9 protein-coding genes and 3 pseudogenes are annotated in these 13,227 nt (G+C 69.8%); 5 read left to right on the top strand and 7 right to left on the bottom strand.

The genetic code is table 11. From position 1 onward, the window contains the following. The 4 genes and pseudogenes from NRF20_RS39450 to NRF20_RS39435 all read right to left on the bottom strand — a co-directional run. Positions 1–1,329: a sensor histidine kinase gene (locus NRF20_RS39450; RefSeq protein WP_398634317.1), complete on the bottom strand. Its 1,329-nt coding sequence runs from the start codon at positions 1,327–1,329 to the stop codon at positions 1–3. A gap of 1 nt (position 1,330) precedes the next feature. Further along, the gene (locus NRF20_RS39445) at positions 1,331–1,984 is read right to left on the bottom strand and encodes a response regulator transcription factor (protein ID WP_398634316.1); all 654 of its coding nucleotides are present in this window, start codon (positions 1,982–1,984) and stop codon (positions 1,331–1,333) included. A gap of 134 nt (positions 1,985–2,118) precedes the next feature. Beyond that, positions 2,119–2,772 carry a response regulator transcription factor gene (locus NRF20_RS39440; protein ID WP_398634315.1) on the bottom strand — a complete coding sequence of 218 codons (654 nt, stop codon included), beginning with the start codon at positions 2,770–2,772 and terminating at the stop codon, positions 2,119–2,121. Positions 2,773–3,118: 346 nt separating this feature from the next. Further along, positions 3,119–3,222, bottom strand: a pseudogene (locus NRF20_RS39435) (fasciclin domain-containing protein); the annotation flags it as partial. A gap of 56 nt (positions 3,223–3,278) precedes the next feature. On the opposite strand from NRF20_RS39435, the gene NRF20_RS39430 reads away from it, so the two are divergent. The 4 genes from NRF20_RS39430 (at position 3,279) to NRF20_RS39415 (ending at position 8,572) form a co-directional block, all read left to right on the top strand. Further along, positions 3,279–3,611, top strand: coding sequence for a phosphoribosyltransferase family protein (locus NRF20_RS39430; protein ID WP_398634314.1), 333 nt, complete (start codon positions 3,279–3,281; stop codon positions 3,609–3,611). After that, positions 3,608–4,765, top strand: a complete 1,158-nt coding sequence (locus NRF20_RS39425; RefSeq protein WP_413754115.1) for a glycosyltransferase family 9 protein — start codon at positions 3,608–3,610, stop codon at positions 4,763–4,765. Before NRF20_RS39430 ends, NRF20_RS39425 begins: the two co-directional genes overlap by 4 nt. Beyond that, the gene (locus tag NRF20_RS39420; protein ID WP_398634312.1) at positions 4,762–5,160 is read left to right on the top strand and encodes a hypothetical protein; all 399 of its coding nucleotides are present in this window, start codon (positions 4,762–4,764) and stop codon (positions 5,158–5,160) included. The genes NRF20_RS39425 and NRF20_RS39420 overlap by 4 nt, the downstream gene beginning before the upstream one ends. A 697-nt stretch (positions 5,161–5,857) precedes the next feature. Next, entirely contained in the window at positions 5,858–8,572 is a 2,715-nt protein-coding gene (locus NRF20_RS39415; protein WP_398634311.1) for an AAA family ATPase, read from the top strand. A gap of 196 nt (positions 8,573–8,768) precedes the next feature. Here NRF20_RS39415 and NRF20_RS39410 read toward each other — a convergent pair. From NRF20_RS39410 to NRF20_RS39400, 3 genes and pseudogenes are all read right to left on the bottom strand, one after another. Continuing rightward, positions 8,769–9,386, bottom strand: a pseudogene (locus NRF20_RS39410) (FkbM family methyltransferase); the annotation flags it as partial. A 159-nt stretch (positions 9,387–9,545) separates the two neighbouring features. After that, positions 9,546–10,706: pseudogene (locus NRF20_RS39405) on the bottom strand (C9 hydroxylase cytochrome P450); the annotation flags it as partial. A 37-nt stretch (positions 10,707–10,743) separates the two neighbouring features. Next, positions 10,744–11,748 carry an FkbO/Hyg5 family chorismatase gene (locus NRF20_RS39400; protein ID WP_398634310.1) on the bottom strand — a complete coding sequence of 335 codons (1,005 nt, stop codon included), beginning with the start codon at positions 11,746–11,748 and terminating at the stop codon, positions 10,744–10,746. 317 nt (positions 11,749–12,065) lie between these two features. On the opposite strand from NRF20_RS39400, the gene NRF20_RS39395 reads away from it, so the two are divergent. Beyond that, complete coding sequence (locus NRF20_RS39395) at positions 12,066–13,103, top strand: ornithine cyclodeaminase family protein (protein ID WP_398634309.1); 1,038 nt, start codon at positions 12,066–12,068, stop codon at positions 13,101–13,103. Positions 13,104–13,227: the final 124 nt, after the last annotated feature.

The raw sequence follows: 13,227 nt of genomic DNA, 5'->3' as shown, positions 1-13,227 counted from the left end.
TCACTTGGACGCGGCCGCCGCGCGCGTCTGCGGCCAACCCTCGTAGGGTTCGGCGCCCTTGACAGGGCGGGGGAAGGAGACCTCGACGACGAGTCCGCCGCCCGGCCTGGCGCGGGCGGTGAGGGTGGCGTCGTGGGCGGCGGCGATGGCCCGGACGATCGACAGGCCGAGGCCGTGGTGGCCGTCGCCCGCGGTGCGGCTCATGCGCTGGAACGGCTCGAAGAGCTGGTCGATGCGGTCCTTGGGGACCTCGGGGCCGGTGTTGGAGACGGTGAGGACGGCGCGCCCGCCGTGGCAGCGCACGGTGATGTCCACGGTCCCGTCGGGCACGTTGTAGTAGGCCGCGTTTTGGACCAGGTTGGCGACCAGTCGCTCCAGGAGCGCGGTGTCGCCGGCGACCGGCGCCGGCTCGGTGCGGTCCACGATCCGTACGCCGTTGCGCTGAGTCTCCGGCAGCGGCGTGAGCAGCACGAACTTGCTGACTTCGGCCAGGTCGACGGGCTCGGTCCGGTCCATGCCCCGCTCGCTGACGGCGAGGGTGAGCAGGGACTCCAGCAGGGCTGCCTGGTGGGTGCTGATCCGCAGCAGGCGTTCGAAGTTCTCGCGGAACGACTCGGCGGTGGCGTCGCGGTCGAGAAGGGACTCCTCCAGGAGTGCGCGTTCCACCGTGAGCGGGGTGCGCAGCTCGTGGGCGGCGTTGGCGACGAAGCGCTTGTGGGACTCCAGAGCGGCCTCGAGCCGGGCGAGGAGCCCGTCGATGCTGTCGGCGAGCTCGCTGATCTCATCGCGGGGGCCCTCGACGGCGAGGCGTTCGTGCACATTGCTGGCGGAGATCCGGCAGATGCCGGCGTTGAGGGTGCGCATGGGCCTGAGGACCCGCCGGGCCAGGAGCCAGCTGAGCATGATGGAGAGCGCCGCCATGATGGTGAGGGCCGTTCCGGACTGCACGAGCAGCTCGTGCATCTGCGCTTCGTGCAACTGGGCCGTCTGCCTGCGCAGTTGGTCGTTGAGCCATTCGGTGACGTCCTGCGAGGACGCGGAGTTCGGGCCGGGCCGGATGACCGTCCCCGATCGCGAACCGTCCGGTGGCGCCCCCTCCTGATGGAAGGCGGTGACGACATTGTGGGTGGGGCGGTTGACGAGCAGATAGGTGATGCCGAGCAGGACGGCGCCGGAGGCGATGAACAGGAGCCCGAAGAGCGTGGCGAAGCGGACCCGGACCCGTCGCGGCGTGAGGAGGCGGATCAGGGCGCGTACCCGGGCGGCGCCGGGGCCGCGCAGCCGGGCACGGGCGCCGGCTCGGACGCGGGTCAGAAGCGTGCGCACCATGTCAGATCCGGTAGCCCTCTCCGGGTACGGTTTGGATCACGGAGCGGTCGACGAGTTTGGTACGGAGCCGGTTGACCGTGGCCTTGACGGTGGTGGTGCCGGGGTCGGCGACCTCGTCCCACACCTTGGCGAGCAGTTCGTCGGCCGGGACGGTCCGCCCCTCGGCACCGAGCAGATAGGCGAGCACGCCGAACTCCTTCGCGGTGAGCGGCAGTTGCGTTCCGGCGTGGCTGGCGGTGCGGCGGGCGGGGTCGAGCCGGAGGGCGCCGCGGGCGAGGACGGGCTGCCGTACGGGGTGCGCGCGGCGTCCGAGGGCGCGGGTGCGGGCGAGGAGTTCGGGCCAGGCGAACGGCTTGGCGAGGTAGTCGTCGGCACCCAGGCCGAGGCCCTCGACCCGGTCGGCGATGGAGGCGGAGGCGGTGAGCATGAGCACCTTGGTGCGGAGCCCCTCGGCGCTGAGTTCGGCGCAGACCTCGTCGCCGTGCACGTCGGGGAGGTCGCGGTCGAGGATCACCACGTCGTACGCGACGTCGGTGGCGAGGTCGAGCGCGGTCCCGCCGTCGTAGGCGGTGTCGACGGCAAGGCCCTCACGGCGGAACACTCTGGTGATCGAGTCCGCGAGCTCCGTATGGTCCTCGACCACCAGTACTCTCATCACTCCCCCTACGAAGCACACGTCACGGGACCCCAGGGTCCCCCACCCGCGGTCACACCCGGGTTACCCCCCCCCAGGCTGGCCCACTGTCGCCCGCCTGGCAACGACACGGGGCCGTGCCGCGGCCGCGCGCGTCAGATCCGGTAGCCGACGTGCGGGAGCGTCTCGATGACCGGCGGGTCGCCGAGCTTGCGGCGCAGCCGGCTGACGGTGACCTTGACGGTGTTGCTGAACGGGTCGGCGTCCCGGTCCCAGGCTCGTTCCAGCAACTCCTCGGCGGAGACGACGGCGCCGCCGGCGGCGAGCAGCACCTCCAGGACGGCCATCTCCTTCGGCGACAGGTCCAGCTTGCGGCCGCCGCGCACCGCGGTGCGGCGGGCGGTGTCGAGCTCGACGTCGCCCCGGACGAGGACGGGGGGCACGGCGGGCTGATCGCGTCTGTCCAGGGCCTGGACGCGGGCGATGAGTTCGGCGAAGGAGAAGGGCTTGGCGAGGTAGTCGTCGGCGCCGAGGTCGAGACCGTCGACGCGGTCGGCGAGGGTGCCGGCGGCGGTGAGCATCAGGACGCGGGACGGGCTGCCCTGCCGGACGAGGGCACGGCAGATGTCGTCGCCGTGCACGAGCGGCAGGTCCCGGTCCAGGACGACGACGTCGTAGGCCCCGCTGGAGGCCTGGTTCAGCCCCTGCTCGCCGTCGTGCGCGAGCTCGACCTCCATGGCGTGCCGACGCAGCCCTCTCGCGACGCTCTCCGCGAGATCCTTGTGGTCCTCCACGATCAGTACTCGCATGCCCCAACTCTGACAGGGCGAAGGTCACCCAGGAGTAACAGGAGACGTAGGAGGCTCGTTAAGGCCGGTTCGGCGGCCGGGGCCGTCGCCTCGCGTTGCGGGGCGACGGCTCGAAGGGGGCTCCCGGCTCCCGGCTCCCGGCTCCCGCTCTAGGGTCCCGGCTTCCGGTCCCGGGCCCGCCCTCGAAATCCCCGGGGCCGAGAACGGAACCGGGGACCGGGCTGCCGGGGTACCTGGCTGCGGCTCAGGCGTCGAGCTGGCCGCGTGGGTCGTGCGCTGGTTGCCCCTCGTCTACGAGAGGTGAGCGCGGCCAGTGCGCCGATGGCGATGAAGGCGGTCCACCAGCGATGTAGACGTTGGCGTTGGCGGCTTCACGTCGCCGCAGATCACCTTGGCGGAGTCACTGACGGTGTAGGACGCCTCGGAGCCGAAGGTCGCCAGCTTGGACTGGCCGCGGCGGGCTCGGCAAGCATCGCCGCAGCCGTCCTTCTCGGCGGAGTGGCCGCATGGCAGTACTCCCAGGCCGACGACGCCCGCACAAAATCGCCTGGAAGCTGCTCCTCCCGCTCGACGGAGCGGTCCGCTTCAGCGAGCCCCACGCAATGCGAACCGACGTCTTCGCGTACGGCATCACCCCCGGACAGCGCATCGTCATCGTGGACGACGAGATCACCACCGGCCGGACCCTGGCCGACCTCACCCGCCGACTGCGTGAGGTCGGCGCCGTCCCGCTGGCGGCGGCCTGCTTGGTGGAGGACACCACCCGCGGAGCCCGCGAGCTGCTCACCGACCTCGGTCTGCCCCTGGTCTCGCTCACCACGATCGAAGGCTCGGCATGACCGCGGTCGCCCCGGCGGAGACCCAGTTCCACCACGGTTCCCTGGTCATCCCCGCCGGGGCCGTCCACACCACCCCGCTCGGTTACGACCGTGACAGCGTTCCCATCGGCGCGCCGCTCCCGCTTGCGGCTTCCGCCGAGCTCGTCCACCGCCTGAGCGGGTGCGGCGAGATCGTGGTGGCCTTCGAGGGGAAGCTCGGCGACATCCTCCTCGCGATGTCGGGGGTGCGCGCGGTCCTCGACTGGCTGCGGATGCGCTCGGTTCGCGTAGCCGTTCGGGCGGTGGGTCCGTACGCGGGGCTGATCGCCCGCACCGGGCTGATCACGCAGCCCCGAGCCACCGCGCCGAGCGGCTGGCGGGCCGTGGTCGGAGACCGCACGGGGGTCGAGGCACACGGCTCGGGGGCGGCGGTGAGTCTGGTGCTCGACCCGGCCGCCCCGCCGTGCTGGTCGAGCGACGGTCGCGCCCACCCGGACCTGCCCGCCCGCCACTACCTGGGGTTGGAGCGCCGCCTGGGCATCCGCCTGCCCGACACGGCACCCTTCGCTCCCACCTTCGCCACCAGGCCGAACAACCTCGTGGAGGAACTGCGCTCGGTGGGCTGGCTGGGCGGCCTGAACCTCGCCGCCATCACCGCCACCAGCTGGCCGGAGCGCAAGGACTATACCGCGCAGCGCTACATCGCCCTGGCCGAGCACATCGCCGAGGCACAACAGACCCAGGCTCGGCTGCTGCTCATCGGCGGCAACCCGAGCGATGGCCTCCGCATCGCCGCGGAGGCTCCCAGGCGCCATGTGCAGGTCCTCCGCCTCGACGGAATGCCGGCCGACCAACTCGCCGACCTCCTCCCGCACTGCCACCTGATCGTCGGCAACGACACCGGCCTCACCCACCTCGCCGCCATGGCCCGCGGCCGGGACGGCAACAGCCCGCCGGTCATCGGCCTGTACGCGCGCCACAGCCACAGCAAGTGGCGCACCGGCCTGCCGCACCACCACGCCGTCGCCACCGACCTGTCCGACCGCATGCATCAGGGCGACCTCTGCCCCGTCCGCGACGCCATCGCCCCGGACACGGACGTACACATGGACGCTTTCCCGCCCGCCGCTCTGGCCCAGGTCTGCCTCGAACTGCTCAACGGGGTGAGGCGATGACCTTCCAGCCTTCCCTTCGGCTCGGTCCGGTACGGCGCTTCACCCGCAACCTGCTCTGCCCTGTCGACCTCCTCGGCCGCCCGCTGCTCCTGAAGTTCACCCGCGACCCGGCCGAGGCCCGCGAGGAGATCCGCGGCCACGCCCGCCTGGCCCGGCACTACCGCGTACCCGCCCTCCACGCCCACCCGCGCGTGCCGGGCGGGCACCTCCTCGCGTACGAACGCCTCCCCGGCGGCACCGACCAGGGGCTCCTGCTCGACCTCCTCAACGCGAACGAGCCGAGCAGCGACCTCCGCGCCTACATGAACCAGCTCTTGTTGCCGGTTCGGTCATGCGGGTCCCTCGTGCCACCTGACGAAAGAGCCGGCAGCGCCGGCTCGGCTACGGCGCAGTGAACCGCGTCGGAAGAGCGGCACATAGCAAAATACTTGCGCGCCAATCCACACAACCCCCTATGAACGAAGGCCAGGAAATGTCGAACAAAACAGGGGGATTTCTGGGGAACCGTCGTCGTCAACCCGCCGCTAAAACTGCCCCTGATCACGTATTACTTGCTCCGCGCCAGCGAATAACAAAGGAATAGTAAAAGTCGAAAGGCAGGCCGGGCCGCGTCCCCGTTGACCGCCCCGTGATCCCGCAGCCCGCACCATGCCCCCGCCACTTCCGCCGGCCCCGGGCAGCCGGGTAATCCGCCCGTAGTTGAATAATTCTTGAACAGTTCGGTGCCGCCGCGATGACGAAAGTCCTGCCACCGCGGCAGCCGGACCGGCGGCGGCCCTGGACGCGGGAATACGGCGCGGTGGCAGGCAGCACCGGCGGTGGTCCCGGACGGTGCCGATCCGTTGAAGGTTCCATCGCCGCGAAACAATTACCGCAAGTCCCGAATTCGGCACCGACAGTGAGGGCGTCGGCGGGCCGCGGACTTCGCGGGATGTCGCACCGTACCGGGCTCTCGCCGTAACCTGCCGACGGCTCGCACCCGATACTCGGAGAACGCGCCCGGCCGACGTTGCATACAGCCACGCCCAACCCGGCTGATTCTGAACGTCGTTGCACCCAGGCCCATTATAATATTGTTGCCAAGGAGGATATGTGCGAGCTATTGATGCGTCCAACACCGGTCCTGAGCTGGTCGCCCGCGAAGACGAACTGGGACGTGTACGAAGTGCCCTGAACCGAGCGAACGGCGGCCAAGGTGTCCTGATCTCCGTTACCGGTCCGATCGCCTGCGGCAAGACCGAACTGCTTGAGGCGGCCGCCTCGGAGGTTGACGCCATCACTCTGCGCGCGGTCTGTGCCGCCGAGGAACGGGCGATACCCTATGCCCTGATCGGGCAGCTTATCGACAACCCCGCGCTCGGCTTTCCGGTTCCGGAGCCGGCCGGCCTGACCGCCCAGGGCGGACGGCTTTCATTGAGCGCCGAGAACCGACTGCGTCGCGACCTCACCCGTGCCCTGCTGACGCTCGCCGCCGACCGGCTGGTGCTGATCTGCGTCGATGACGTGCAGCACGCCGACAACGCCTCGTTGAGCTGCCTTCTGTATCTGGCCCGACGGCTTGTCCCGGCTCGAATCGCTCTGATCTTCACCGAGTTGCGAGTCCTCACCTCGTCTCAGTTACGGTTCAACGCGGAGCTGCTCAGCTTGCGGAACCACTACGAGATCGCGCTGCGCCCACTCGGCCCGGGGCATGCGGCCGAGCTGGCCCGCGCCGCCCTCGGCCCCGACCTCTCCGACGAAACACTCACGGAGCTGTACCGGGTGACCGGAGGCAACCTGAGTCTCAGCCGGGGGTTGATCGACGATGTGCGGGACGCCTGGGCACGAGGGGAAACGGGCATCCAGGTGGGCCGGGCGTTCCGGCTGGCCTACCTCGGTTCCCTCTACCGCTGTGGTCCGCTGGCGTTGCGGGTCACCCGCGTAGCCGCCGTACTGGGCCCGAGCGCCACCACCGTCCTGGTCCGCCGGATCAGTGGGCTCAGCGCGGAGGCCATGGCCCAGGCGACCGATATCCTCGCTGACGGCGGCCTCCTGCGCGACCAGCGGTTCGCACATCCAGCGGCCCGCTCGGTGGTGCTCGACGACATGTCCGCCGAGGAACGACGCAGCGTGCACAGCCTCGCCCTGGAACTGCTGGACGAGGCACCGGCCGAGATGCTCGCGCACCACCGGGTCGGCGCCGGTCTCGTACACGGGCCGAAGGCCGCGGAGACATTCACCGAGGCCGGCCGGGCGCTGGCCGTTCGCGGCACGTTGGGCGAGGCGGCCGACTACCTGCAACTGGCGTACCGGGCCTCCGGCGACGCCGCTACCAAGGCCGCGATACGCGTCGAGTCCGTGGCGGTCGAGCGCCGACGCAATCCGCTGGTCGTCAGCCGGCATTGGGACGAGCTGAGCGTCGCGGCCCGCGCCGGTCTGCTCTCCTGCGAGTACGTGTCCAGGACGGCCCGCTGGCTGACCGTCGGTGGGCGGCCCGGCGAGGCGGCCAGGGTGCTGGCGTCGCAACACCGACGGGCCGTCACCGATCAGGACCGGGCCCACCTGCGGGTCGCCGAGTTCTCGCTCGCGCTGCTGTACCCCGGTACGTCCGGCTCGGACCGGCGCCCGCACCCGCTCACGTCGGACGAACTCGCGGCCCTACCGACGGCGACCAGACACTGCGCGATCGCCGATAACGCTGTCATGGCTGCCCTGCGTGGTCATCCGGAGCTTGCCACCGCCGAGGCAGAAACCGTTCTGCAGCAAGCCGACGCGGCGGACGGCGCTGCTCTCGCCGCGCTGATGGCCCTGCTGTACGCGGAGAACATCGAGGTCGCTGAAGTCTGGGCGGACAAGCTGGCGGCAGAGGCCGGAGCATCGAACGGGGAGGACGCGGAGTACGCCGGTATACGCGCCGAAATCGCCCTGCGGCGCGGCGATCTGACCGCGGCCGTCGAGGCCGCCGACATGGTCCTGGACGGCAGGCCGATGCCGTCGTTCGACATCACCGCCACGTTACTGTTGGCCAGCAGGGCGTCCGTCGCCGTCCGGCTGGGCGAACTCGACCACGCAGAGAAGCTGTTCGCCGCGCCGCCGGGGGACGCCTTCCAGGACAGCCTCTTCGGTCTGCATCTGCTCTCGGCGCACGGCCAGTACAGCCTCGCGACAGGCCAGCCCGAGTCGGCGTACCGGGCCTTTCGTGCCTGCGGCGAACGTATGCGTGGTTGGGGCTTTGACGCGCCCGGTATGGCCCTGTGGCGCGTCGACGCCGCCGAGGCGCTGCTCGGCCTCGACCGGAACGAGGGCCGGCGGCTCGTCGACGAACAGCTGAGCCGGACGATGGCCCCCCGGTCCCACGCGTTGACGCTGCGGATAAAAGCGGCGTACATGCCGGAGCCGAAGCGGGTCGACCTGCTCTACGAAGCGGCTGAGCTGCTGCTCTCCTGCCGGGACCAGTATGAGCGGGCGCGGGTGCTCGCCGATCTGGGCGAGGCGCTCAGCGCGCTCGGGAGCTACCGGCAGGCGCGAGGTGTGCTCCGGCAGGCTCGGCACCTGGCCATGCGAACCGGCGCGGATCCTCTGCTGCGCCGGCTCGGAGTCAGGCCCGGCCGGCAGGACGACCCCGACCCGCAGCCGCGGAGCAGATCGCTGACCAACGCTGAGCGGCGTGCGGCGTCGCTGGCCGCGACCGGACTGACCAACCGGGAGATCGCCGACCGGCTCTTCGTCACCGCCAGCACCGTGGAGCAGCACCTCACCAACGTCTTCCGCAAGCTGGGCGTCAAGGGCCGCAAGCATCTGCCGGCCGAGTTGGACGACATGGAATAGCCCGGCGGGCACCGGACCGCGTCGCCCACGTACGGGCGACACGGTCCGCAGTCGTGATCAGGCGGCCCCGCCCCAGGTGACCCGTAGCTCGACCGAGCCGAACCGGCCGTGCTGCCGTTCATCGGCACGTCGCCGGCGGCTCCTTTCAGGTTTGGGTGGGAAGGCGGGAGTGACGGCCCGGATCCGTGACGCGTGGTCAGCCGTCCTCGCGGAGAGCGGCGACCTGGTAGAGACCGGTGCCGGCGAAGAGCGACTCCTGCTCGGCGAAGACCGTGAAGCCTTTTCCACGCAGCAGGGTGAGCACCTGATCGAGTGCGCCGTCGATGTCATGGACCTCGACGACAACCTGACGGATGCGGGGCCAGTCGGCCTCGTCGATGCCTGCCAGAACCTGCTGCTCGTTCTGCTCCACATCGATTTTGAGAAGCCCGATGGCGGCGATGCCGCGCTCCGCGATGACGTCGGAGAGCCGGACGACCGGAGTGTCGATCAGCTCGGTCTGCGGCGTCTGGTCCAGCATCGCGTCGACTTCCTCGGCGCTGAAGCCCTGGTTGAGGCCCAGCGAGCGCAGCTCGGCACGGTCGGCGGCCTTCGGATGGAAGGTGGAGAGCAGCGTCGCGTCCGGGAAGAAGGTCAGTTGCCTGACCCCGGCCACGTCCGAGACCGCGCACTGGTCGAACCGGCCCGCCACCCCATGCCGCTCCGCGTTCGCCCTCAGCGCCGCGTACGGCACCGGCGCAGGCTCGAAGGCGTGCACGGTGACGGGGCACTCAAGGTGAGCGAACAGGGTGAACATGCCGATGTTCGCCCCGACGTCGAACACCACGTCGCCAGGGCGCAACTCGACGCCGTGCTGCAGGTAGCAGCGTTGGGCGAAGATCTCCTGGTAGAGGAACTCGGTCTCGCTGGCACTGATGTGCGTGAAAGTCTTGCCGTTCGGCAGCTCCATCGTCTGCGCGGGCGTGCTCACCTCGGCACCCCAGGTGACCCGCAGCTCGGCCGGGCTGAACAGACCCGCGTCGTTCATCGGCACGTCGCCGGCGAGGCGTACGTCGGGAAAGCGTTCGAACAGGCGTAGTACGGCGACCTTGATCAGCATCCGGGCGAGGTGCTGGCCCGGGCACTTGTGGACGCCGTGCCCGAACGCGAGGTGGGGTTCGGACTTGCGTGCGAGGTCGAGCTTGTCCGCGTCGTTGAAGACTTTGGGGTCGCGGTTGGCCGTGGAGTAGAGCGGAATGACCCTGTCGCCCGCTTTGATCAGCTGGCCGTGCACTTCGACGTCCTCGACACAGACCCGCGGGATTCCCAACGCGTTCAGCGGCAGGTAGCGCAGCAACTCCTCGACCGCGCGGTCGATCAGTTCCGGGTCCTCCCGCACGGCGGCCCACTGCTCGGGGTGGGCGAGCAGCGCGAACAGGCAGTAGCCGACCATCTGCTGCATCGTCTCGTGGCCGGCCAGAACCAGCACCGAGAACGCCCCGGTCGCCTCTTCCTCGCTCAGGGCCTCATCCTCGCCGGCCACTGCCAGCCGGTGCAGCAGCCCGGTGCCCGTCTCTTCCCGTTTGTTGCGGACCAGTGACTCCGCGAAAGCAAAGAATTCCCCCATCACCTTCGTGGTGCCGGCCCCGTCGGTCTTCTCGGCGGTGACGTCGATGATGCCCCGAATGCGGGCCTGGAGCGCGGCGCCTTCCTCTTCGCTGAGGCCGTAGAGGTCGTTGATGACCTTGGGCGCCAACCGATTGGCGTACCCGGGCATCAGGTCGGTGCCGGGTCCGGACGCCTCGATGGTGTCGAGGCAGGCGTCCGCCACCTGAACGGCGGTCTCCTCCAGGTTCCGGGCGGCTCGCACGTTGAAGTCCGTGCCGATCTGCTGCCGGTAGCGCCGGTGTTCGGGCGAGTCCATCCCGGAGAACCAGCCTGGACGGTCGGGCAGGACTCCGTCCGCTCCCGAGCTGAACCGGGGGTCGTTGGTGACCATCTTGACGTCCTCGGCCGATGGCAGGAGCCAGTGCTTGGCACCGAAGATTTCGAACGAGCCTATGGTGCCGCTCTCCAGGAGCGCACGCTGGTCGTCCTGGATCGAAAACGGGCAGCGCCCGGTGGACTGGCTCTGAGGCTGAACCTCGGTACTCATCTGTAATCCTCCAAGTATGGGCGAGCGTCCACTGAGGTCACGCCGCCACTCCTTCGATTTCGACCAAGAGGTCGGTGCGCGCTATGTCGGTGTGCAGCACGGCCGCCGTGGCCTCGAGGGAAAGACGCTCGGCGCAGATCCGGCGAACGGCCGGAATGTCCTCGCTGTGTCGCACGTAGACCTTCAGGTGGTCGACGTCGGCGAGGGTGCGACCCCGGTGGAGCCCGTGCCGCCGCAGGTTCTCGGCGCTGATCACCTGAGCGATGTTCCGCAGCGCGATGTCGCACTGCCGGGCAACGTCACCGTGGTGCACGGTTTCGTGGCCGAGGATGCCGGCGGTCGCGGAGACGTAGAGCCGGCCGTCGTCCGATCCGGGCGCCGCGAGCCAGGTGGCGCGCGCGAAGACCGGCGGGCGCGGACCGTACCGCTGTGGGTAGCGGTGCGCCGTCAGTACGGCCGGGTTCTCGATGTTGACCCGCTCGCCGGCTCGGGCGGCGAGGAAGTAGCAGGCGATGCCGCCGCCGTGGGTGCCGATGCCGGTGGCCGCCGGCATGCTCGCCGGGTCGATCCCGCAGGCGTCCAGCGCCTCGGCTCGTCCCACACAGAAGTCCTGGTAGACCTCGAGGCCGTCGGCGTTCGGTGTGTTGATGCCGCTGACGTAGTTCCAGATACGAGCGAGACGCGGATACCCCAGCTCGCTGGTCAGGCCGAAGATCGCGGTGTAGAGGGCCGCGGTGCCGGCCGCGTACCGATCCCCTTCGGGAACCCTGGCGACGCCGAAAAGATAGTCGGCTGTCCGGGCCCAGGTGACGCCGCCGTGGCTGCCCGACTCCTTCGGCCCCGCCGCGCGCCATACCTCGGCGAACGGTTCGCCGTCGGGGGTCGTCGTGTGCACCGCTGTCCGCGGACGGCCGTCGGCCAATGACACCCCGGTGTGCCCGGCGCGGTGTTCGATGACACCGAGCAGCGTCTCGTCGTCGACGAGATCCGGCGAACCGAGCTTTTCGAAGGAACAGAACGGTGGCGTGACCGGCGCAGTCAAACGTCTCACACTCTTTCGCCGTCATTGGGTACGTCCTGGATAGGAAAATGCCGCGTGCCAATCCACGCAACCCCCTATGAACGAACGTCGGGGTCTGCGGGGCAATCCAGGGGGATCATCTGGGGGTGATTGTCGTCAGCCTGCCGCTATCGTTGCACCGACTCACGCATGACCGGCCCCGTGTGTCGACAAACGGAGACTTCCGGAAAAGCAAGAAATTCAGAGTTGCCGGTGGAATCAATCCAACGTTCGCGTGAATTGCCCTGACAGCCGCGGCGACCGCGCGAAGAACTCTGATGACGACGGAGAGGCGACACGTGCAGACCAGGATTCTAGGCCAGCGCGACATCAAACGGATTCTCTTGGTGGTCGGCCGCGATGTCATGATGGACCGGCTGATCAGGGAGTTGCAACGGGGCTTCGCGCGACTGGGCCGCGGTGAGATCGACGGCCCGCCGCCGCGCACCGGTTTTACCCGCGCCGCCGACGTGCCCGGCGTCATCGAGTTCATGCCCCATCGCTCGGCGGGCACGGCCGTGACGATGAAGACGATCAGCTACAGCCCGCAGAACCCGGAAAACTTTCACCTGCCGACCATCGTCGGAACCCTCGCGCGGCTCGACGACGACAGCGGCAGCCTGGTCGCGCTCGCCGACGCCGGTGTCATCACCGCCATGCGGACCGGCGCGGTCGCGGCCGTCGCCACCCGGCTGCTCGCCCGGCCGGGCAGCGCCACCCTCGCCCTGATCGGGGCCGGCGCCCAGGCGGTCACCCAGGCGCACGGCATCAGCCGGGTCCTCGGGCTCGAGCGCATCCTGGTCAGCGACATCGATCCCGAGCACGCGGCTTCCTTCGCCGGCCGGGTCGCGTCTCTCGGTGTGCCCGTCGAGGTCACCGACCCGGCGACGGCGATATCCGCCGCGGACGTTCTCTGCACGGTGACCTCGGTGCCGTGCGGTGCGGGACCGGTCGTCCCGGCCGCCCCTCGCCCGGCGCACCTGCACGTCAACGCGGTTGGTGCGGACGAACCGGGCAAGATCGAACTGCCCAGGGCGCTGCTGGACGACGCGTTCATCTGTGTCGACCACCCCGGGCAGGCCCGCGCCGAAGGCGAGTTCCAGCAACTGCCCGACCGGGAACTCGGCCCGACACTGGCCGACCTGTGCGCGGCGCCCGGGATCGCCCTCCCGCACCAGGAGAGCCTGAGCGTCCTCGACTCGACCGGCAGCGCGTTCGCCGACCACATCGCATTCGACGTACTGCTCGGCTTCGCCGACGAACTCGGCCTCGGCCAGAAGATCGCGATCGAGTCCACGCCCGAAGACGTCCTCGACCCGTATTCGCTCCAGGACTGACCGTGGACCGGGTCACCGCCGAGGTTCTGCCGCCCGGACATCAGGAAGCTCCGCGACGACGCCGCTGATGCCGCGCTGCCGCGCTGTCGTGCTGTCGTGCTGTCGTGCTGTCGTGCTGTCCACG

Source organism: Streptomyces sp. R-74717 (assembly GCF_047305335.1).
In the GTDB taxonomy this organism is placed as follows: domain Bacteria; phylum Actinomycetota; class Actinomycetes; order Streptomycetales; family Streptomycetaceae; genus Streptomyces; species Streptomyces atratus.
The sequence above is the reverse complement of the archived record's forward strand: the minus strand, read 5'-3'. Positions and strand labels throughout refer to the sequence as shown.

Bases quoted from the DNA above. Each gene is read 5' to 3' on its own strand.
- NRF20_RS39450 (WP_398634317.1), bottom strand. From the start codon at position 1,329: ATGGTGCGCACGCTTCTGACCCGCGTCCGAGCCGGCGCCCGTGCCCGG.
- NRF20_RS39445 (WP_398634316.1), bottom strand. From the start codon at position 1,984: ATGAGAGTACTGGTGGTCGAGGACCATACGGAGCTCGCGGACTCGATC.
- NRF20_RS39440 (WP_398634315.1), bottom strand. From the start codon at position 2,772: ATGCGAGTACTGATCGTGGAGGACCACAAGGATCTCGCGGAGAGCGTC.
- NRF20_RS39430 (WP_398634314.1), top strand. From the start codon at position 3,279: ATGGCAGTACTCCCAGGCCGACGACGCCCGCACAAAATCGCCTGGAAG.
- NRF20_RS39425 (WP_413754115.1), top strand. From the start codon at position 3,608: ATGACCGCGGTCGCCCCGGCGGAGACCCAGTTCCACCACGGTTCCCTG.
- NRF20_RS39420 (WP_398634312.1), top strand. From the start codon at position 4,762: ATGACCTTCCAGCCTTCCCTTCGGCTCGGTCCGGTACGGCGCTTCACC.